The 18,620-nt window shown below is 63.9% G+C and carries 22 protein-coding genes; 6 read left to right on the top strand and 16 right to left on the bottom strand.

Going from position 1 to position 18,620, the window contains the following annotated elements:
- Nucleotides 1–12: 12 nt before the first annotated feature.
- Genes NFH98_RS07505 through NFH98_RS07490 form a run of 4 tightly spaced genes read left to right on the top strand, consistent with a single transcriptional unit; the run spans nucleotide 13 to nucleotide 3,357 of the window.
- On the top strand, nucleotides 13–1,767 hold the full coding sequence (locus NFH98_RS07505) for a penicillin-binding protein activator (protein WP_349622434.1): 1,755 nt from the start codon (nucleotides 13–15) through the stop codon (nucleotides 1,765–1,767).
- Nucleotides 1,754–2,128: a YraN family protein gene (locus NFH98_RS07500; RefSeq protein WP_108132657.1), complete on the top strand. Its 375-nt coding sequence runs from the start codon at nucleotides 1,754–1,756 to the stop codon at nucleotides 2,126–2,128. Before NFH98_RS07505 ends, NFH98_RS07500 begins: the two co-directional genes overlap by 14 nt.
- 43 nt (nucleotides 2,129–2,171) lie before the next feature.
- The gene (locus NFH98_RS07495; RefSeq protein WP_045993370.1) at nucleotides 2,172–2,765 is read left to right on the top strand and encodes a phosphoheptose isomerase; all 594 of its coding nucleotides are present in this window, start codon (nucleotides 2,172–2,174) and stop codon (nucleotides 2,763–2,765) included.
- A 1-nt stretch (nucleotide 2,766) separates the two neighbouring features.
- A complete protein-coding gene (locus tag NFH98_RS07490; RefSeq protein WP_108132656.1) occupies nucleotides 2,767–3,357 on the top strand; it encodes a BON domain-containing protein in 591 nt (196 codons plus the stop codon).
- A 188-nt stretch (nucleotides 3,358–3,545) separates the two neighbouring features.
- Here NFH98_RS07490 and NFH98_RS07485 read toward each other — a convergent pair whose 3' ends face one another.
- The 8 genes from NFH98_RS07485 to zapE form a co-directional block, all read right to left on the bottom strand.
- Nucleotides 3,546–4,052: a ClpXP protease specificity-enhancing factor gene (locus NFH98_RS07485; protein WP_349622433.1), complete on the bottom strand. Its 507-nt coding sequence runs from the start codon at nucleotides 4,050–4,052 to the stop codon at nucleotides 3,546–3,548.
- Nucleotides 4,053–4,143: 91 nt separating this feature from the next.
- Entirely contained in the window at nucleotides 4,144–4,770 is a 627-nt protein-coding gene (sspA, locus tag NFH98_RS07480; protein ID WP_045993367.1) for a stringent starvation protein SspA, read from the bottom strand.
- Between the two features lie 177 nt (nucleotides 4,771–4,947).
- On the bottom strand, nucleotides 4,948–5,718 hold the full coding sequence (locus tag NFH98_RS07475) for a cytochrome c1 (RefSeq protein WP_045993366.1): 771 nt from the start codon (nucleotides 5,716–5,718) through the stop codon (nucleotides 4,948–4,950).
- Complete coding sequence (locus tag NFH98_RS07470; RefSeq protein ID WP_045993365.1) at nucleotides 5,718–6,977, bottom strand: cytochrome b; 1,260 nt, start codon at nucleotides 6,975–6,977, stop codon at nucleotides 5,718–5,720. Before NFH98_RS07470 ends, NFH98_RS07475 begins: the two co-directional genes overlap by 1 nt.
- On the bottom strand, nucleotides 6,977–7,576 hold the full coding sequence (gene petA / locus NFH98_RS07465; protein ID WP_045993364.1) for a ubiquinol-cytochrome c reductase iron-sulfur subunit: 600 nt from the start codon (nucleotides 7,574–7,576) through the stop codon (nucleotides 6,977–6,979). Before petA ends, NFH98_RS07470 begins: the two co-directional genes overlap by 1 nt.
- Nucleotides 7,577–7,949: 373 nt before the next feature.
- On the bottom strand, nucleotides 7,950–8,339 hold the full coding sequence (gene rpsI / locus NFH98_RS07460; protein WP_045993363.1) for a 30S ribosomal protein S9: 390 nt from the start codon (nucleotides 8,337–8,339) through the stop codon (nucleotides 7,950–7,952).
- 13 nt (nucleotides 8,340–8,352) lie between these two features.
- On the bottom strand, nucleotides 8,353–8,781 hold the full coding sequence (rplM, locus tag NFH98_RS07455) for a 50S ribosomal protein L13 (RefSeq protein ID WP_045993422.1): 429 nt from the start codon (nucleotides 8,779–8,781) through the stop codon (nucleotides 8,353–8,355).
- 221 nt (nucleotides 8,782–9,002) lie between these two features.
- Nucleotides 9,003–10,169, bottom strand: coding sequence for a cell division protein ZapE (gene zapE / locus NFH98_RS07450; protein WP_349622432.1), 1,167 nt, complete (start codon nucleotides 10,167–10,169; stop codon nucleotides 9,003–9,005).
- Between the two features lie 215 nt (nucleotides 10,170–10,384).
- Here zapE and NFH98_RS07445 point away from each other — a divergent pair, with 215 nt between their 5' ends.
- Nucleotides 10,385–10,828 carry a Z-ring associated ZapG family protein gene (locus NFH98_RS07445; protein WP_052704392.1) on the top strand — a complete coding sequence of 148 codons (444 nt, stop codon included), beginning with the start codon at nucleotides 10,385–10,387 and terminating at the stop codon, nucleotides 10,826–10,828.
- Between the two features lie 81 nt (nucleotides 10,829–10,909).
- On the opposite strand, the gene NFH98_RS07440 is transcribed toward NFH98_RS07445, so the two are convergent.
- Nucleotides 10,910–11,671 (bottom strand): Nif3-like dinuclear metal center hexameric protein, encoded by a 762-nt coding sequence (locus tag NFH98_RS07440; protein ID WP_349622431.1) that lies wholly within the window; start codon nucleotides 11,669–11,671, stop codon nucleotides 10,910–10,912.
- 122 nt (nucleotides 11,672–11,793) lie between these two features.
- Between NFH98_RS07440 and NFH98_RS07435 the strand changes: the two genes are divergently transcribed.
- A complete protein-coding gene (locus NFH98_RS07435) occupies nucleotides 11,794–13,047 on the top strand; it encodes a Do family serine endopeptidase (protein ID WP_222516955.1) in 1,254 nt (417 codons plus the stop codon).
- 156 nt (nucleotides 13,048–13,203) lie between these two features.
- On the opposite strand, the gene hisD is transcribed toward NFH98_RS07435, so the two are convergent.
- The 7 genes from hisD to mlaD form a co-directional block, all read right to left on the bottom strand.
- A complete protein-coding gene (hisD, locus tag NFH98_RS07430) occupies nucleotides 13,204–14,517 on the bottom strand; it encodes a histidinol dehydrogenase (protein ID WP_349622430.1) in 1,314 nt (437 codons plus the stop codon).
- Nucleotides 14,518–14,583: 66 nt separating this feature from the next.
- Nucleotides 14,584–15,234 (bottom strand): ATP phosphoribosyltransferase, encoded by a 651-nt coding sequence (gene hisG / locus NFH98_RS07425; RefSeq protein WP_045993265.1) that lies wholly within the window; start codon nucleotides 15,232–15,234, stop codon nucleotides 14,584–14,586.
- 88 nt (nucleotides 15,235–15,322) lie between these two features.
- Nucleotides 15,323–16,585 carry a UDP-N-acetylglucosamine 1-carboxyvinyltransferase gene (gene murA, locus NFH98_RS07420; protein WP_108132653.1) on the bottom strand — a complete coding sequence of 421 codons (1,263 nt, stop codon included), beginning with the start codon at nucleotides 16,583–16,585 and terminating at the stop codon, nucleotides 15,323–15,325.
- 13 nt (nucleotides 16,586–16,598) lie between these two features.
- Nucleotides 16,599–16,853: a BolA family protein gene (locus tag NFH98_RS07415; RefSeq protein ID WP_045993263.1), complete on the bottom strand. Its 255-nt coding sequence runs from the start codon at nucleotides 16,851–16,853 to the stop codon at nucleotides 16,599–16,601.
- A gap of 283 nt (nucleotides 16,854–17,136) precedes the next feature.
- On the bottom strand, nucleotides 17,137–17,472 hold the full coding sequence (locus NFH98_RS07410; protein WP_045993262.1) for an STAS domain-containing protein: 336 nt from the start codon (nucleotides 17,470–17,472) through the stop codon (nucleotides 17,137–17,139).
- On the bottom strand, nucleotides 17,469–18,119 hold the full coding sequence (locus NFH98_RS07405; RefSeq protein ID WP_045993261.1) for an MlaC/ttg2D family ABC transporter substrate-binding protein: 651 nt from the start codon (nucleotides 18,117–18,119) through the stop codon (nucleotides 17,469–17,471). Before NFH98_RS07405 ends, NFH98_RS07410 begins: the two co-directional genes overlap by 4 nt.
- 34 nt (nucleotides 18,120–18,153) lie before the next feature.
- Nucleotides 18,154–18,618: an outer membrane lipid asymmetry maintenance protein MlaD gene (mlaD, locus tag NFH98_RS07400; protein WP_045993260.1), complete on the bottom strand. Its 465-nt coding sequence runs from the start codon at nucleotides 18,616–18,618 to the stop codon at nucleotides 18,154–18,156.
- Nucleotides 18,619–18,620 lie beyond the last annotated feature (2 nt).

Genomic DNA, 18,620 nt, shown 5'->3' with positions numbered 1-18,620 from the left:
AAGGAAGGATTCATGAGGACTTTGACTCGCGGCCCCGTGGCCGCCGCTGTACTGGCCATCACGCTGGCCGGCTGCAGCTTCACGCCGAGCATCGTACAGCGGGCCATGGACGACGACCCGGACCAACTACTGGCGCAAGCCGCCCAGCAACAAGGCGCCGAAGCCGCGCAGACCCGGCTGAGGGCGGCCGACATCCTAGCACGCTCCGGACGCCGCCCCCAGGCACTGGAAGTCCTCAACAGCCTGGACGACAGCCAGCTCTCCGGCGACAGCCGGCGTCAGTGGGCACTGCTGCTGTCCGAACTGGGGGACAGTGAGGGCGATCCCCAGGCGGTCGTCAGAGCCGCCAGCGTGCTCGACGAGATGCAGCTGCCCAACGACGAAGCCAATCTGCTGCGCCTGCGCCAGGGGCTGGCGCTGGGCCAGCTGGGCGAACCACTCGAGTCGGCTCGCCTGCTGATGCAGGTGCAGAGCGCCACCGGCCGCGAGGACATCAACGACGCCATCTGGGACCAGTTGAGCGCACTCAACGGCCGCCAGCTCGAGGCACTTGAAGAGCCCGGCAATGCCATCGTCACCGGCTGGCTCGAGCTGACCCGCCTGGTCAACCAGAGCGGCGGTGACATCCAGAGGCTATTCGCTCGTCTCGATGACTGGCGCGTGGCTAATCCGGACCACCCCGCCAACCGTCGCCTGCCTACCCAGATCACCCAGTTGCGTGAACTGCGTGGCAAGAGCGTGCAGAGCATCGCGGTGCTGCTGCCCGAGTCGGGCCCGCTTTCCGGCGTCGCCGACGCCATCGAAAAGGGAATTCGCAGCCACCAGGCCAATGTGGTCAACGGCGGCGGAAACGGGGCCCAGCTCAGCTTCTTCGACGCCTCCAACGGCAATCTCGACGAACTCTATCAGCAGGCCCAGAGCAGCGGCGCCCAGGTGGTCATCGGCCCGCTGGACAAGAGCGACGTGACCCGACTCGAAAGCCGCGCCGAGGTGCCCCTGCCGACCCTGGCGCTGAACTACGGCCAGTCTGCCTCCAACCAGACCAAAAACCTCTACGAGTACGGCCTGTCGGCAGAAGACGAAGCCCGCCAGGCGGCCCGCCGCGGCTGGCAGGACGGCCACCGCAGCGCCTCCATGCTGGTACCGGACAACGACTGGGGTCAGCGGGTCGGCGAGGCCTTCTGGAACACCTGGAGCGAACTGGGCGGCGATATCGCCACGGCAGTGCGCTACAACCCCGGCGCCTCGGCCACCGACAGCACCCGCCGCGCCATCAGCAACCCGCGTCCGGACATGCTGTTCCTGCTGGCCCTGCCGGACTTCGCCCGCCAGGTGCCGCCGACACTGGAATACTATTCGGCCTCCGATCTACCGGTGTACGCCACCTCACACCTCTACGAAGGCACCCCTCAGTCGCGCCTGGACCGCGACCTCGACGGCGTGCAGTTCCCCGATATTCCCTGGAACATTCCGGACGCCGCCGTGGGCGGTGCCGAGGCCCTCCCGTTCTACGACACCTATCAAGAGCTCAAGGCCGAGAACAAGCCAGCCATCTTCCGCCTGATGGCGATGGGCGTCGACGCCTACGAACTGGCACGCCGCATGCCGCAGATCCAGGCCCTGCCGGGTTCACGCATGCAGGGCGCTACCGGCACCCTGAGCGCCGCCGGCGATGGCCGCATCTACCGCGAACTGCCATGGGCGCAGTTCAGCAGCGGCGTGCCGGCACCCGTGTTCAGTGACGGCCTCGGTGATGCGGCGCCCTGACGCCATAGACGCCGTCGCCCGCGGCCAGGCCATCGAGCGTCACGCCGAGGCCTGGCTGTGCCAGCGTGGACTGATAGCGATCTCGCGCAACCAGCGCGCCAAGGGAGGCGAGATCGATCTGGTGATGCGCGACGGCGAGACCTTGGTGTTCGTCGAAGTGCGCCACCGCCGCAGCATCCGCCACGGCCATCCTGCAGAAACAATCACCATCACCAAACAACGCCGCCTGATCCAGGCGGCGCGTTTTTATCTCCACCGCAACGGGCTATCATGTCCTTGCCGCTTCGATGTCCTGGCCGTTACCGGCTCGTCACCGAGCCTCGACATCCAGTGGATCGCCGGTGCATTCGAAGCAAACTGACACAGCGGGCTCCCGGCGAGCCCCCATGGACCAGGAAGGCAGCATGGATTTCCAGAGCCGAATTCTCGGACAGTTCAACGACAGTATCGACACCAAGACCTACGCCAGCGAAGTGCTTCCACCGTTCATCGAGGTCGCGAGCCAGATGATGGTCCAGAGCCTGGTCACCGACGGCAAGATTCTCGCCTGTGGCAACGGCGGCAGCGCCGGCGACAGCCAGCACTTCTCCTCCGAACTGCTCAATCGCTTCGAGCGCGAGCGCCCCAGTCTGCCGGCCCTGGCCTTGACCACCGACACCTCGACGTTGACCTCCATCGCCAACGATTACAGCTACAACGAGGTGTTCTCCAAGCAGGTGCGCGCCTTGGGCCAGCCTGGCGACGTGCTGCTGGCGATTTCCACCAGCGGCAACTCGGCCAATGTCATCCAGGCCATCCAGGCCGCTCATGACCGTGACATGACGGTGGTGGCCCTGACTGGACGGGACGGCGGCAACATGGCCTCCCTGCTGGGACAGGACGATTGCGAGATCCGGGTGCCGGCCACCTCCACAGCCCGTATTCAGGAGGTTCACCTGCTGGTGATCCACTGCCTGTGTGACCTTATCGACGAACAACTCTTTGGTGCGAGTGAATAACATGACGCAACGCGATTCCCGTTCGACACGCCCCCTGATGACCGCCCTGCTGCTGTCCGCCCTGCTGGCCGGCTGCACCACCGTAACCTCGGTGACCAACCCCGGCACCATCGACGAGGATTACGGCGAGCGCACCCTGGGCGCGACCGTCGAGGACGAGAGCATCGAGACCAAGGCCGCCCACAACCTGGGACGCGTCGATGCACGCCTGAAGGACGCCAGGATCAACGTCGACAGCTACAACGGCGTGGTACTGCTGACCGGCCAGGTCCCCAGCGAAGAGCTCAAGCAGCGCGCCGAAGAGATCGTCAGCCAGGTGCGCAACGTTCGCCGGGTCCACAATGAACTCAGCGTGGCGGCCAACCTGCCCACCAGTCAGCGCCTCAACGACGCCTGGCTGGACACCAAGGCACGTACCGCCCTCGCCACCAGCGATCAGGTCGACTCCGGCCGCATCACCGTAGTCACCGAGAACGCTACCGTCTACCTGATGGGCCTGGTGACCCACGCCGAGGCCGACCGTGCGGTCAATGTGGTATCCAACGCCGGCGGCATGGAGCGTATCGTCAAGGTATTCGACTACATCGACTGATGGCGACAGGCGTGCCCTCGCAAGAAGGCACGCCCCTCAAGCGCAAAAGATGCACAAAAAAGCGGCGAGCCTGAGGGCTCGCCGCTTTTTATGAGATCACGCTTGTGAAGAGGCCCCGCTTTTCCAGCAGACCAAGCCGACGACAGCTCGCCGCCGACCACCTTTAGAGCGCGATGCGCCCGATGGCCTTACTTGATCACCCTGAGGGATGGACGCCCCTTGCGAGGCGGCTTGGACCTCTCGACACCTTCATCCACGCCATCGCCGCCATCGGACTCACCGCCTGCGTCCTCATCGGAAGCGGCAGGAGAATCCTCCTCTGACGAATCCTTGACGCTCTCCAGGGCCGGCGCATCGACGTCGTTGGCCTCTTCGACGGGAAGCTCAGGCTCGTGACCAAAGACCATGCCGACGCCGTTCTCGCGGGCGTACAGGGCAATCAGTGCAGGCAGCGGTACAAACAGCAACTCCGACTTGCCACTGAAGCGCGCCGAGAAACGAATCACGTCGTTGCCCATGTCCAGATCACGCACGGCGGTAGGGCCAAGGTTCAGCACGATCTGGCCGTTCTGCACGAACTGCCTGGGAACCTCGACGTTCTCGTACTCCGCATCGACGACGATATACGGCGTCAATTCATTATCCAGCAGCCACTCGTACAGCGCCCTGGCCAGGTAGGGACGGCTCGACTTCATGATATGGCCCTCTTGGTTGGCGAATGGGAACTCGGGCGACTCCGGTGGCGACCGGACACACACGGCTCAGGCATTCCGTTCAAGCAAAACATCAGGGACGAATTTCGCGCTCGGCCTCGGACAGCGCAGCACGGAAGCCATCACGGGCGAACACGCGCTCCATGTAGCCCATCAGCGGCCGTACCTGCTTCTCGGGCAGCTCGATATTGAGCGCAGGAAGACGCCACAGGATCGGCGCAAGGCAGCAGTCCACCAGGGTGAACTCCTCGCTCATGAAGAAGGGCATGTCCTCGAAGATCGGCGAGATACCGATCAGGCTTTCACGCAGCTCCTTGCGCGCCTTGTCGGCTTCCTTCTTGCTGCCGGACAGGATGCGATCGACCATCGGGCACCACTCGCGCTCGATACGATGCATCCACAGTCGGCTCTGGGCACGCGCGACAGGATAGACCGGCAGCAACGGCGGGTGCGGGAAACGCTCGTCCAGATACTCCATCATGACCTTGGACTCGTAGAGCACCAGGTCACGATCCAACAGCGTGGGGACGCTGTTGTAAGGGTTCAGGTCCGCCAACTCCTCGGGATGCTTGTCGTCGGTCACCTCGACAATATCCACGGCCACGCCCTTCTCAGCCAGCACGATCCGCACACGATGGCTGAAATGGTCCTCGCCACCGGAGTAGAAGATCATCGACGACCGCTTGGCCACTACACCCATGAAACAATCCTCGCATCAGTTCAAGCCGGGATGATAACACGACAACCCCCTTCTCGGGGGGGCATCAGGGGCACATCTTTGCTCCCGCAGCGGGTCCGCCCGGGCGCAACGATGATACCAGAAAAGGCAACGGGCGCGTGGTCATCGACCCCGCGCCCGCCATGGTGGACCAATCGGTCAGTGAATGTCTCGCCAGTACTCGCGCTTGAGGAAGTAGGCGATGATGCCAAACAGCAGGATGAAGATCAGCACCTTCGGTCCCAGCGCCTGGGCATGCAGCTTGGACGGCTCACCCACGTAGGCCAGGAAGTTGGTCAGATCATACACCGCCTGCTCGAACTCCTTGGGCTCCATGCTGCCCGGCGACGTCACCTGCAGGGTCTCGCAGGACTGGTACTTGCCGGTCAGCGGATCGAGTTCGGCGTCACCGACCGCATGATCGGAGGCTGCACAGACCTTCTCCTGCACCCCCTGCAGCGGCTCGAGCACGTTGGGCATGCCCACCGCCGGGAACACCACATTGTTGACCCCGGTGGCACGCTCGCTGTCACGATAGAAGCTCAGCAGATAGCTGTAGATCCAGTCGGTGCCGCGCAGTCTGGCCTCCAGGGTCAGATCCGGCGGCGCCTTGCCGAACCATACCTCGGCATCCTCGGCACTCATCGCCTTGTGCATCTGGTCGTTGTACCCCAGTTCCGGCGAGAAGATCAGATTGTCCTCGACCAGATCCTGGGGCATCCCCAGATCCTCGGCCGCGCGGGAGAAACGCTGGTACTCCAGGGAATGGCAGCCCATGCAGTAGTTGACGTAGAGCTTCATCCCGTTCTGCAGCGAGGCCTGGTTCTCCAGATCCGGCGACATGCTGCGCAGGTGCACCCCCTCGCCACCCGCGGCGAAGGAGCAAAGCGGGACCAGCGCGAAGAGCAGTGCGAACAGTTGCTTTTTCATTAGCCAGTCACCCTTTCAGGAACGGGTTTGGTCTTCTCCAGCCGCGTATAGATGGGCATCAACACGAAGAAGGCGAAGTAGATCACGGTGCAGATCTGGGCCAGCAGTGTCCTGGCGCCGGTCGGCGGCAGCACCCCGAGCACCCCGAGGATGACAAAGCTGATCGCGAACAGCACCAGCATCACCTTGGAGATCCAGCCCTTGTAGCGCATGGAGCGCACCGGAGAGCGGTCGAGCCAGGGCAGCACGAACAGCACCGCAATGGCCGCCCCCATGAAGATGACCCCGAGGAACTTGGCGTCCAGACCAAACAGCGAGAAGGTGATGGCGCGCAGGATCGCGTAGAAGGGCGTGAAGTACCACACCGGGGCGATATGATCCGGCGTCTTCAGCGGGTTGGCCGGTTCGAAGTTGGGCTTCTCGAGGAAGTAGCCGCCGCCTTCCGGGAAGTAGAAGATCACCGCACAGAACACGAACAGGAACACCGCCACTCCGACGATATCCTTCACCGTGTAGTAGGGATGGAAGGGAATGCCGTCCAGCGGCTTGCCGGTCTCGTCCTTCTTGGCCTTGATATCGATGCCATCGGGATTGTTGGACCCCACCTCGTGCAAGGCAATGATGTGCAACACCACCAGCGCCAGGATCACGATAGGCAGCGCCACCACGTGCAGGGCAAAGAAGCGGTTCAGCGTGATCCCGGAGATCAGATAGTCACCGCGCACCCACTGGGCCAGATCGGGACCGATACTCGGGATGGCGGAAAACAGCGAGATGATGACCTGGGCACCCCAGTAGGACATCTGTCCCCAGGGCAGCAGATAGCCCATGAAGGCTTCGGCCATCAGCGCCAGGTAGATCGCCATGCCGAAGATCCACACCAGCTCACGCGGCGCCTTGTAGGAGCCATAGAGCAGGCCGCGGAACATGTGCAGGTAGACCACCAGGAAGAACGCCGAGGCGCCGGTGGAGTGCATGTAGCGGATCAGCCAGCCGTACTCGACATCACGCATGATGTACTCGACGGAGGCGAAGGCACCCTCCGCGCTGGGGTTGAAGCTCATGGTCAGCCAGACACCGGTGAGGATCTGATTGACCAGCACCAGCAGCGCCAGGGAGCCGAAGAAGTACCAGAAGTTGAAGTTCTTGGGCGCGTAGTACTCGGACAGATGCTCCTGCCACATCTGGGTGGCGGGGAAGCGATCATCGACCCAGCGCATGAAACCGCGTTCGGCCTTGGCCTTGTTGGGATTCGCCATTATGCGCCCTCCCCGTCTTCGCCGACCACGATGACCGACTCGTTGACAAAGTAGTAGGGTGGAACTTCCAGGTTCACCGGAGCGGGCACATTGCGAAACACCCTGCCCGCCAGGTCGAAGCGCGAACCATGGCACGGGCAGAAGAAGCCACCGGGCCAGTCATCGACACCGACGCCTTCGGCGTTGGGCTCCGGCTTGAACAGCGGTGAACAGCCCAGATGCGTACAAATGCCGACCAGCACACCGATCTCGGGCCGAATGGAGCGCAGCGAACCGCCGGCATAGTCCGGCTGCATCGGCTTGGCGGAATCCGGGTCTGCCAGCACCTCGTCGGTCAACGCCTCGGTACGTTCGATCATCTCCGGCGTGCGATTGATGACCCATACAGGACGGCCCCGCCACTCGACGGTCATTCGCTGCCCGGGTTCGAGCTTCGAAATATCCGCCTGAACGGGCGCACCCGCCGCCCGAGCCCTGGCACTAGGCTGCCAGGAAGCCACAAAGGGTACCGCTACCCCGACGGCGCCGACTGCTCCAACTACGGAGGTCGCCCCTACGAGGAAACGGCGTCGCCCTTTGTTCACGCCGTTGTCTGCCATGATCTGGTTTCTCCCATCAGACTTTATCCGTTGTTGTTTTCACGGCCCCTTGAATGTCCGTGACCACGGATACAAGTGGATTGTATGTTAGGAAATCCCCCCCACCGGCACAAGAAGCCGGCTGACCCAGACCCCCTGCGCAAGCCCCAGACAATTGACGTGGAACAACTTTATACCACTGTGCCTGTTCGCCTTGAGGGACAGGGCGGCTCAAAAGGCATAGACGATGACAGATTAACGAGGGAAACAAGCGCCGCCAGGCGACCCGATGATCCCCACCACCAGAGCACTACAGCACACAATTTTTCGAACCCCGGACACGACAACGCCCGGGCCAATGGCCCGGGCGTTGTTGATCGGCAAGCGTGGGTGATTAACGCTTGGAGAACTGCGGGCGACGACGCGCCTTGCGCAGACCGACCTTCTTACGCTCGACTTCACGTGCGTCACGAGTGACGTAGCCGGCAGCACGCAGCGGCTGACGGAAGTCCTCGTTGTACTGCATCAGGGCACGGGTGATGCCGTGACGAATGGCGCCGGCCTGGGCGCTGCCGCCGCCACCCTTGACGGTGACATAGACGTCGAACTGGCCGAGGGTCTCGGTCAGTTCCAGCGGCTGACGAACCACCATGCGGCCAGTCACGCGACCGAAGTATTCGTTCAGGTCACGGCTGTTGACGGTGATCTTGCCGGTGCCCGGCTTGAGGAAGACGCGCGCGGTTGAGGTCTTGCGGCGCCCGGTACCGTAATACTGCTGTGTCATGGCGAAGATCCCCTCAGATGTTCAGTTCTTGCGGCTGCTGGGCAGCGTGCGGATGTTCGGAACCGGCGTAGACCTTGAGCTTGGCGTGCATGGCACGGCCCAGCGGACCCTTCGGCAGCATGCCCTTGACGGCACCTTCGATGACACGCTCGGGAGCGTGGTCGATCAGCTGGCTGAAGGTCATGGAACGCAGGCCACCCGGGTAACCGGTGTGACGATGGTACATCTTGTCGCTGGCCTTGTTGCCGGTGACCTTAACCTTCTCGGCATTGATCACGACGATGTAGTCGCCGGTATCAACGTGAGGAGTGTATTCCGGCTTGTGCTTGCCACGCAGGCGGCGAGCAATTTCGGTAGCCAGACGACCGAGCGTCTTGTCCGCGGCATCGACGACATACCAGTCGCGCTGGACGGACTGCGGCTTAGCACTGAACGTCTTCATGGATGAAATCACCAATTCGATGTGTTGGATCCCTTTCGTCGTGTTCTGGACACCCGACAGGTGTTCAGCGAGACCACGCCGCGAAGAGATCATCCCTATTTTTCTTGGTTGCGCGGCACCCGGAAATCCGGTCGATGCCGCCACAACGGTCGAGCGAGCGCGCATTCTACATGAGCGAAAGCGTGCCGTCACCCCCTCGGACACACGCAATCACCGTCGGTTCAAGGCTTGTGGGGCAGCGCCAGGTACTCCCGGGACTGCATCTCCTGAAGCCTGGACAGAGTGCGCTCGAACTCGAACTCCAGCTTGCCACCCTCATAGAGCGCCTCTGCCGGCGCTTCGGCGGACATCAACAGCTTGACGCCACGGTCGTAGAACTCGTCGACCATGTTGATGAAGCGCCTGGCCTGATCGTCGGTGGCGGCGTCCATGCGCCGCACACAGGACACCAGGACCGTGTGGAACTCGCGAGCCAGCTCGATGTAGTCGTTCTGACTGCGCGGCCCGTCGCACAGCTCGAGAAAGTCAAACCAGACCACGTCCTCGTGCAGTCGACGCGCCTTGAGGATGCGATGGTTGATCTCCACCGGCACCTGCTCTTCCCCCGCCTGACCGGCGATCTCGCGAAAGCTGCGCTCGAGCTCCTGATCCGCCGCCTCGTCCAGCGGCGAATGGAAGATCTCGGCGCGCTCCAGCGCGCGCAGTCGATAGTCGACGCCGGAATCGACGTTGACCACCTCACAGTGGCGCTTGAGCAGATCGATGGCCGGCAGAAAGCGAGAGCGCTGCAGGCCATCCTTGTACAGATCGTCCGGCACGATGTTGGAGGTGGCGACCAGCACCACACCGCGCTCGAACAACGCCTCGAGCAGATTGGCCAGAATCATGGCATCGGTGATGTCCTTGACGAAGAATTCGTCAAAACAGATCACCCTCGCCTCCTCGGCAAACTTGCCGGCGATCAGCCGGAGCGGGTTCTTCTCGCCCTTGCAGTGATCCAGCTCGTTGTGGACACGCTGCATGAAGCGATGGAAATGGGTGCGCATCTTCTGGGGAAACGGCAGCGCTTCGTAGAAGGTGTCGACCAGGTAGGTCTTGCCACGACCGACGCCGCCCCAGAAATAGAGCCCGGAGATGGCTGGCAGCGCCGGCTCCTGCTCTTCCTCCTTGCGCCCGAACAGGCCCTTCACCTTCGACGCCCAGCCGTCGCGCGCCGCCGCCGGCGCCTTGGCCTTGGGCGCTGCCACCAGCTCGTCATACAGTCGCTGCAGATGCGCCACGGCATTGGCCTGGGCGGCATCCACCGTGAAATCATCACGTTGGAGGTCGCGCCGGTAGCGTTCCAGCGGAGTTTCTGGCCGACCACTGCTCGACGGGGAAGAGCTCATGTAGCGTCCTGACTGTCAACAAGTTCGGAGCCGCATTATACGCAGACCACACAGGAATGGCAGGTCCCAGGCCGCGACCGGCAACAGCGCATCACGCCAGCACGACAAGGGAGGCCCCAGGCCATTGACCCTTTATGAGCCAACGCCTCTATAATGGGCCGTCGGCCAGGCCGGCGGCGGCCGCGGGTCGTCCGAAAGAGCTCAGGGAGAACTACGTGGAACCAAGCAACTTCAACATGATCCTGGCGGCGGCTTGCCTGGTGGCCGGAATTGGACTCGGCGCACTGGGCTACCACCTGCTCAACGGCGGCGCACGCAGTGCCCAAAGGCTGCGCCTCAAGCTGACCGAACGGGAACGCCAGCTGACCGAGTGGAAAGACGGTGTCGACGACCACCTGCAACAGATGGACGACCTGGCCCGGCAGGTCTGCGATGACGCCCTCACCCTGCAGCGCCAACTTCACGAGTCGGCGCGCCAGCTTGGCAGCAAGGCCATCGGCGGCGAGGTGACACCGCCCAGCGAACCCGGCGAGACCAGCGATGATATCGCCATTCCGCGGGACTACGCCGACGGCAACCGCGGCACCCTGTCAGAGGACTTCGGTCTGCGCCAGGCCAATGACGACCAGAACGCAGAACCGCGCCCGCCACGTTACTGACCACCCCGCCATGACAGAGCCCGCACACTGGTGCGGGCTCTGGCGTTGGCAGCGACACAAGCGGTCGATGGCGCTTGCTGCTCAGGCAGGGTTGTCGATGTCGACGAAGCGGTGCTCGACACCAAAGCGCTGCGCCAGCCATTCACCCAACGCCTGGACGCCGTAGCGCTCGGTGGCGTGATGACCCGCTGCCAGATAGTGGATCCCCATCTCCCGCGCCAGGTGGGTTGAGCGCTCGGATATCTCGCCCGAAACGAACACCTCGGCACCGGCCTCGGCGGCCGGGATGATCATGTCCTGAGCGCCGCCGGTACACCAGGCGATTCGACTCACCGCGTCGGTACCAGGCGCCTCGATCACCAACGGCTCGCGTGCCAGCGACGCTCCTACCTGGGCAGCCAGCTCGGCAACGCCCATTGGCCTTTCCAGCCGACCGTGCCACAGAAGCCCTTCGCCCATGGGCGCGTCCAGCGTTCCCTCCACCGTCCACCCCAGGCGCTGCGCCAGGGTCGCATTGTTGCCAAGCTCGGGATGGGCGTCCAATGGCAGGTGGTAGGCCAGCAGGTTGATGTCGTTGGCCAGCAGAGTCGACAGCCGCCGGCGCTTCATGCCGGTAACCGCCACCGGCTCGTTCTTCCAGAAGTAGCCGTGGTGCACCAGCACCAGATCGGCCTGCCAGCGCACCGCCTCGTCAAGCAGCGCCTGACAGGCGGTGACGCCGGAGAGCACACGGGTGACCGTGCGTGCGCCCTCCACCTGCAGCCCGTTCTCGGTGTAGTCCTTGAAGCGCCGGGCCTCCAGCAGCTGCTCGCAGGCCGATACCAGTTCGTCGCGGTCTATCATGAGATCTCCTGAAATAGCTCCAAACAAGCATCAGGTTGGCGATGCTACAATGGCGCACATTGTACGCACCGCCCCGCCGGCCCGCGACCGCCTCACTGCCAAGCGCCAAGGATCATCGCCGCATGCGACGCACCCTCTCGACCTATATCTGGCCGGTCCTCATCGGCATTCTGCTCGCCATCGTGCTGATCAATGCCTTCCCCGAACGGCTCGGCAGACTACCGTCACCGAGCGGTGACAGCCTGACGGTAGTTCCCGCCACGCCACCAGCGACACCCACCGAGCAGCAGGCACCGCAACGGCCTGCCCCCGAGGTCAAGGAAGCTGCGCCGCTGGACCGCCGTGGCGGCCCCGTGAGCTACGCCGAGGCGGTGGAGAAGGCCGCGCCCGCGGTGGTCAACGTCTACTCCTCGCGGGTCGTGGAACGGGAAACCCACCCGCTGATGTCAGACCCCTTCTTCCGCCAGTTCTTCGGCAACAATGACGTGCCATCGCGCCAACGCATGCTTTCGAGCCTTGGCTCCGGCGTCATCGTCAGCGAGGACGGCTACGTGCTGACCAACCACCACGTCATCAGCGGCGCCGACCAGGTCCAGGTGGCGCTGCGCGACGGCCGCGAGACCCTGGCCCGGGTCATCGGCACCGATCCCGAAAGCGACCTGGCGGTACTCAAGATCGATCTCGGCGACCTGCCGGTGATCGAGCTGACCGACTCGCGCAAGGTCGCGGTGGGAGACGTTTCGCTGGCCATCGGCAACCCCTTCGGGGTCGGCCAGACGGTGACCATGGGCATCATCAGCGCCACCGGTCGCAGCCATCTGGGACTCAACGCCTATGAGGACTTCATCCAGACCGATGCGGCGATCAACCCGGGCAACTCCGGCGGCGCCCTGATCAACCCCGACGGCGCCCTGGTCGGCATCAACACCGCCATCTTCTCCCGCTCGGGGGGCTCCCAGGGTATCGGTTTCGCGATCCCGGCCAACCTGGCCCGCAGCATCCTCGACGAGCTGGTCACCCACGGCCGGGTCATCCGCGGCTGGCTCGGCATCGAGGCCCAGGAGCTGAACCAGGAACTGGCCGCTTCCTTCGGCCTGCAGGCGCCAGCCGGGGTAATCATCGCCGGCGTGGTGTCCCAGGGACCTGCCGACCGGGCGGGACTGAAACCCGGAGACGTGCTGCTGGAGGTCGACGGTCGCGCGGTGATCGATCCGCGTCGCACCATGAGCGACATCGCTGCGGTGGCTCCCGGCACCACCCTGACCGTCAGCGTCGCCCGCGACGGCAAGCCGATCGAGGTGGAACTGGAAGTCGGCGAGCGCCCCACGCCCCAATCCCAGTCGCAGCAGACCGGCAGCAGCCAGTCAGCCCCCTGAGACGCACCCCGAGGTGGGTAACGCAGAAGCAGTGTCCAGGCGTGCCCCACCGTCCAGACATGAAAAGGCCCGGAATTGCTCCGGGCCTTTTCATGTCTGGATGCCTGTCTGGGGCCGGGGGCGCTCGGTCACAACGACCACCGGCCCTGCGTCGCTTCAATCCTTGATGCGGTACTCCGCCGAACGCGCGTGGGCGGTCAGCGATTCACCACGAGCCAGCACCGAGGCGGTCTTGCCCAGGGTAGACGCCCCCTGTGGCGAGCAGTGAATGATCGAAGAGCGCTTCTGGAAGTCGTAGACGCCAAGCGGTGACGAGAAGCGCGCCGTACCCGAGGTCGGCAGCACGTGGTTGGGACCAGCGCAGTAGTCGCCCAGCGCCTCTGCGGTGTGCCGTCCCATGAAGATGGCTCCGGCGTGGCGCACCTGCTCCGCCAGTCGCTCCGGGTGCTCCACCGACAACTCCAGGTGCTCCGGCGCGATGCGATTGATCAACTCCAGCGCCTCGCCCTCGTCACGACAGGCGATGAGCGCACCGCGCGTACGCAGCGAGGCCCCGGCGATGGCTTCGCGCTCGAGCGTCGGCAGCAGCCGTTCCATGGACGCTTCCACCGCCGCCAGATGCTCCACGTCCCAGCTGACCAGGATCGCCTGGGCGTCTTCGTCGTGCTCTGCCTGGGAGAACAGGTCCATGGCCAGCCAGTCAGGATCGGTCTGGCCGTCGGACACCACCAGGATCTCGGAAGGCCCGGCGATCATGTCGATCCCCACCTGACCAAAGACCGCGCGCTTGGCGGTGGCCACATAGATGTTGCCCGGCCCGACGATCTTGTCGACCCTGGGCACGCTTTCGGTGCCATAGGCCAGCGCCGCCACGGCCTGGGCACCGCCCAGGGTAAACACCTTGTCCACCCCGGCCAGATGCGCCGCCGCCAGCACCAGATCGTTGACCACGCCGTCGGGCGTGGGCACCACCATGATGATCTCCCGTACTCCCGCCACGTGGGCCGGCACAGCGTTCATCAGCACCGATGAGGGATAGGCGGCCTTGCCGCCGGGCACATAGATACCGGCGCGATCCAGCGGCGTCACCTTCTGCCCCAGCACGGTGCCGTCATCTTCGGTGTACTGCCAGGAAGTGGGCTTCTGGCGTTCGTGGTAGACGCGGATACGCTCGGCGGCGGTGGCCAGCGCCTGACGCTGGTCGTCGGGCAGAGCGGCGTAAGCGGCCTCGAGACGATCGGCCCCCAGGGTCAGATCCGCCATGCTCGAGGCCTCGAGGCGATCGAGGCGACAGGTCAGCGCCACCAGGGCGGCGTCGCCCTCCCGACGCACCTGGCTGATGATCTCGGAGACCGCCTGCTGGACACCATGGTCCGACACGCCTTCCCACGCCAGCAGGTCGGTGAGACGGGACTCGAAATCCTCGTCCCGGGTCGAGAGTCGGGCCACCAGGGGCGTGTCTTGGCTCATGTCGGAAATCTCCGCTTCTGTCTTGGCCATACGTTGAGAACCCTCGGGTTCCGTTGGCTGGTGCGCTCAGCTTGCCGCCTGCCGCCGCGCCTCGACGGCGTCGCTCAAGCGGCGCAGCAGCGGCTTGATCTGATCATGCTTGATGGTCATCGAGGCCTGATTGACCACCAACCGGGTGCTGATATGGGCCATCAGTTCCCGTGGCTCCATACCGTTGGCACGCAGCGTATTGCCGGTATCGACGATATCGACGATCTCGTCGGCCAGGTTCATCAGCGGCGCCAGCTCCATCGCACCGTACAGCTTGATGACCTCGGCCTGGATGCCCTGCTCGGCGTAATAGCGCCGCGCCACATTGACGAACTTGGTCGCCACCCGACGCCGGGCACGGGCGGGCTCGGCACCCTGAATACCAGCCGTCATCAGCTTGCAACGCGCGATATTGAGGTCCAGCGGCTCATAGAGCCCCTCGGCACCGTGCTCCAGCAGCACATCCTTGCCGGCGACCCCCAGGTCCGCCGCCCCCAGCTGCACATAGGTCGGCACATCGGTGGCACGAATCACCACCAGCTTGACGTCTGGCAGATTGGTGTCGAACAACAGCTTGCGACTCTTGCCCAGGTCCTCGGCGGGCCGGATGCCGGCATCTGCCAGCAGTGGCAGCGTCTCGTCGAGAATGCGCCCCTTGGAGAGCGCCACTATTAATTGCTTGCTCATGGTCTCGCCCGGTTGTCGGGTTGGAAGTCAATGTGGCGTGTTTCCCCGCGCCGGCTCGGGCAGTCCGAGCCGGCTGGGCGAAGAAAGCTCAGCCCGGGACGCGCTTGATCCGAGCACCCAGCAGGTGGAGCTTTTCCTCGATACATTCGTAGCCGCGATCGATGTGGTAGATACGATCGACCAGGGTCTCGCCCTTGGCCATCATCGCCGCGATCACCAGTGAGGCCGAAGCGCGCAGATCGGTGGCCATCACCGGTGCACCGGAAAGATGCTCGACGCCTTCGATGACGGCAGTGTTGCCTTCCAGGGCGATGTTGGCGCCCATGCGGTTCAACTCCTGCACGTGCATGAAACGATTCTCGAAGATCGTCTCGACCACTCGCGAGGAGCCCTCGGCCACCGCATTCATGGCCACGAACTGGGCCTGCATGTCGGTGGGAAAGGCCGGATACGGAGCGGTCCTGATATTGACCGCCTTGGGCCTGCGCCCTTCCATGTCCAGCTCGATCCAGTCCTCACCGGTGGTAATCCTGGCCCCCGCCTCCTCGAGCTTGGCCAGCACCGCCTCGAGAATGTCGGCACGGGTACGACGCACCCGAACGCGGCCACGGCTGAGCGCCGCTGCGACCAGGAAGGTGCCGGTCTCGATACGGTCCGGCATGACGTCGTGGCGAGCTCCATGGAGCCGCTCCACCCCTTCGATGGTGATGGTGTCGGTACCGTGACCACGGATATCGGCACCCATCTTGATCAGGCACTCGGCCAGATCCACGATTTCGGGTTCCTTGGCGGCGTTCTCGAGCACCGTGGTGCCGTCGGCCAGGGTCGCGGCCATCAGCAGGTTCTCGGTACCGGTCACGGTCACGGTATCGAAGAAGATGGTGGCGCCCTTGAGGCGGCCCGGCGTGGTAGCACGGATGTAGCCACCCTCGACCCGGATATCGGCACCCATGGCCTCGAGGCCACGAATATGCAGGTCCACCGGACGCGAGCCGATGGCGCACCCGCCCGGCAGCGACACGTCGGCCTTGCCGAAGTGGGCGAGCAGCGGTCCCAGCACCAGGATCGAGGCGCGCATCTTCTTGACCAGCTCATAGGGCGCGTGGCAGTCGCTGACCTGGGCTCCGTTGAGCTGAATGCACATCTTTTCGCCCATCACCGCCTGCACGCCCATGTGGCCGAGCAGTTCCAGGGTGGTGGTGATGTCCTGCAGGTGGGGAAGATTGCCGATGGTGACCGGCTCTTCGGACAGCAGGGTGGCGCACAGGATGGGCAGCGCTGCATTCTTGGCGCCACTGGCCCAGACGTCGCCCTCGGCGGGTCCGTTGCCGGTAATGATCAATTTGTCCATGAAGGCGGTACCATCAGGCTCCGGTGTTTTCGGCGGCAGCCTGCCACTGTGCGGGGGTATAGGTCTTGATGCTGACCGCATGAAGGGCGCCGGAGGCGATTTCCTCGGACAGCGCACCATAGATGACCTGCTGACGCTTGACCGGTGACAGCTCGGCGAAGCGTTCGCCCACCGCAATCACCTGAAAGTTGCAGCCTTCACCCTGGATATGAAATTCACAGCCGTCGACACGGCTCTCGAGCAGCGCTTTGACGTCGCTGGGTTGCATGCACCTGCTCCTTGACCAGACCAATGACGGGAGACGCCCACGGCCTCGCCGTGACGTCCCGAAAAAACTCAAAGGGCATATGGTAAAGAAAAGCGGCGCGCTTGGCGATGACGCAGCGAGGTTTCCACCTATACATCCGTCACAAAAAAGACACCCCCGGCCACCTTGCGGTGGTCGGGGGTGCCGGAAGGGCTAGCGGCGAGGGCGAGCAGCCCGGATCAAGGCGCTGGATTCAGACGTCGAACCAGGCGCATCACGGACACCAGCCGCCAGACAACCGCCGCTAGGCGGTAACGGTGCTGGAAGGCAACAGATCATCCAGACCGGCCAGCTCGGTCAACTGCCTGAGCTGCGCCGACAGCTTGATGCTGTTGAGCGACAGCCCGATCCGGCGAATGGTACGCGCCCACTCGAGCATCATGGTCAGCGCCGCGCTGGAGACGTGCTCCACCTCGCTCAGGTCGAGGCACACCGAGGTGCCCGATGCCCGACTCTGGAGCCACTCACGACCTGCCTCGGCCATGTCCGCGGCCCCGTCGAAGTCGACCTTGCCACACACCCGGAGTGTACTTCCGTCCTCGAGCAGGCGGGCCGACGCCACTTCCATCAACACGCTCACGCACCGCGCTCCAGTTCGTCGACGCCGACATCCGGCGACCAGTTGTTGATCACGGCGTCGTAGTCACGGTTGTGGTCACGCATGGCCTGATCGAACTGGTTGCGGAAGGTCAGACCGAGATTGATGCCGTTGACGATGACATTGACCACCCGCCACTGGCCGTTGGACTTGCGCAGGGTGTAGTTGACCGGGTAGATGGTGCCATCGGTAGCCACCACTTCCATCTCGACGCTGTCCTGATCGTCATAGCGTGAGGCGGACTGGTTATCGAGCACGCGAACTTCCTTGTACTCGAAGGTCACCAGGCCCTTGGCATAGGTGTCGAGCAGGGTCTGCTTGAACACCTCGACGAAGCGCGAACGCTGCTCCGGCGTGGCATTGTTGAAGTAGCGGCCCATCACACTGGCGCCGATGTAGCGAAAGTCGGCGACGCCACGCAGACTCTCGTCAACCATCTGCTTGAGCTCGTCGGGACGGTCCATGAAGTAGGCCTCTCGGCCGCCGATCATCCCCATCAGATCATTGACGCTGTCGCGAATCAGCTGTTCGGGGGATTGCTGGGCCATGGCCGGCAGACTGGCCAGCACCATCATCAGCGCCATCAACCAGCGGCGCAGGTGAACCATTGCGGGCAAAGAACGGGTCATGGGTTGCCTCCTTGTATCTCCGGAAACTGCCGGATCAGTCTTTCGTCAGATTGGACACGAACTGCTGGATCAGTTCCTCGAGCACCAGCGCGGACTGGGTATCACGAATCGCCTCACCCTCGGCGATCATCTCCGGTGATCCCCCGACCGACAGCCCGATGTACTGCTCGCCAAGCAGGCCCGAGGTCAGGATCGCCGCGGTGCTGTCGTCCGGCAGCTTGCCGGCCAGGGAGCTGTCCAGCGACATCACCACCACGGCATCGTAGAACTCGGTATCCAGCTCGATGCTCTCTACCCGTCCCACGGTCACCCCGGCCATCGTCACTCGTGCCCGCGGCTTGAGCCCACCGATATTCGCGAAGTTGGCCCGGAGCTCGTAGGTGTCGTCGGCACGTTGCAGGTCCAGGCCGCTGACCTTGAGCCCCAGGAATACCAGCCCCAGGATACCGGCCAGCATGAACAGGCCCACACCAAACTCCATCGTCTTGCTGCGCTTCATGG

This window comes from Halomonas sp. H33-56 (assembly GCF_040147035.1).
GTDB classification, from domain to species: domain Bacteria; phylum Pseudomonadota; class Gammaproteobacteria; order Pseudomonadales; family Halomonadaceae; genus Halomonas; species Halomonas litopenaei.
Note: the sequence above shows the minus strand (reverse complement) of the source record. Positions and strands in the feature narration are given on the sequence as shown.

What these genes read in the sequence shown, in the direction of transcription:
- NFH98_RS07490 (WP_108132656.1), top strand. Translation starts at nt 2,767, where the DNA reads ATGACGCAACGCGATTCCCGTTCGACACGCCCCCTGATGACCGCCCTG.
- NFH98_RS07405 (WP_045993261.1), bottom strand. Translation starts at nt 18,119, where the DNA reads ATGACCCGTTCTTTGCCCGCAATGGTTCACCTGCGCCGCTGGTTGATG.
- NFH98_RS07415 (WP_045993263.1), bottom strand. Translation starts at nt 16,853, where the DNA reads ATGCAACCCAGCGACGTCAAAGCGCTGCTCGAGAGCCGTGTCGACGGC.
- NFH98_RS07470 (WP_045993365.1), bottom strand. Translation starts at nt 6,977, where the DNA reads ATGGCGAATCCCAACAAGGCCAAGGCCGAACGCGGTTTCATGCGCTGG.
- NFH98_RS07435 (WP_222516955.1), top strand. Translation starts at nt 11,794, where the DNA reads ATGCGACGCACCCTCTCGACCTATATCTGGCCGGTCCTCATCGGCATT.
- NFH98_RS07440 (WP_349622431.1), bottom strand. Translation starts at nt 11,671, where the DNA reads ATGATAGACCGCGACGAACTGGTATCGGCCTGCGAGCAGCTGCTGGAG.
- mlaD (WP_045993260.1), bottom strand. Translation starts at nt 18,618, where the DNA reads ATGAAGCGCAGCAAGACGATGGAGTTTGGTGTGGGCCTGTTCATGCTG.
- NFH98_RS07495 (WP_045993370.1), top strand. Translation starts at nt 2,172, where the DNA reads ATGGATTTCCAGAGCCGAATTCTCGGACAGTTCAACGACAGTATCGAC.
- hisG (WP_045993265.1), bottom strand. Translation starts at nt 15,234, where the DNA reads ATGAGCAAGCAATTAATAGTGGCGCTCTCCAAGGGGCGCATTCTCGAC.
- petA (WP_045993364.1), bottom strand. Translation starts at nt 7,576, where the DNA reads ATGGCAGACAACGGCGTGAACAAAGGGCGACGCCGTTTCCTCGTAGGG.
- NFH98_RS07505 (WP_349622434.1), top strand. Translation starts at nt 13, where the DNA reads ATGAGGACTTTGACTCGCGGCCCCGTGGCCGCCGCTGTACTGGCCATC.
- sspA (WP_045993367.1), bottom strand. Translation starts at nt 4,770, where the DNA reads ATGGGTGTAGTGGCCAAGCGGTCGTCGATGATCTTCTACTCCGGTGGC.
- rpsI (WP_045993363.1), bottom strand. Translation starts at nt 8,339, where the DNA reads ATGACACAGCAGTATTACGGTACCGGGCGCCGCAAGACCTCAACCGCG.
- murA (WP_108132653.1), bottom strand. Translation starts at nt 16,585, where the DNA reads ATGGACAAATTGATCATTACCGGCAACGGACCCGCCGAGGGCGACGTC.
- rplM (WP_045993422.1), bottom strand. Translation starts at nt 8,781, where the DNA reads ATGAAGACGTTCAGTGCTAAGCCGCAGTCCGTCCAGCGCGACTGGTAT.
- hisD (WP_349622430.1), bottom strand. Translation starts at nt 14,517, where the DNA reads ATGAGCCAAGACACGCCCCTGGTGGCCCGACTCTCGACCCGGGACGAG.
- zapE (WP_349622432.1), bottom strand. Translation starts at nt 10,169, where the DNA reads ATGAGCTCTTCCCCGTCGAGCAGTGGTCGGCCAGAAACTCCGCTGGAA.
- NFH98_RS07485 (WP_349622433.1), bottom strand. Translation starts at nt 4,052, where the DNA reads ATGAAGTCGAGCCGTCCCTACCTGGCCAGGGCGCTGTACGAGTGGCTG.
- NFH98_RS07500 (WP_108132657.1), top strand. Translation starts at nt 1,754, where the DNA reads ATGCGGCGCCCTGACGCCATAGACGCCGTCGCCCGCGGCCAGGCCATC.
- NFH98_RS07475 (WP_045993366.1), bottom strand. Translation starts at nt 5,718, where the DNA reads ATGAAAAAGCAACTGTTCGCACTGCTCTTCGCGCTGGTCCCGCTTTGC.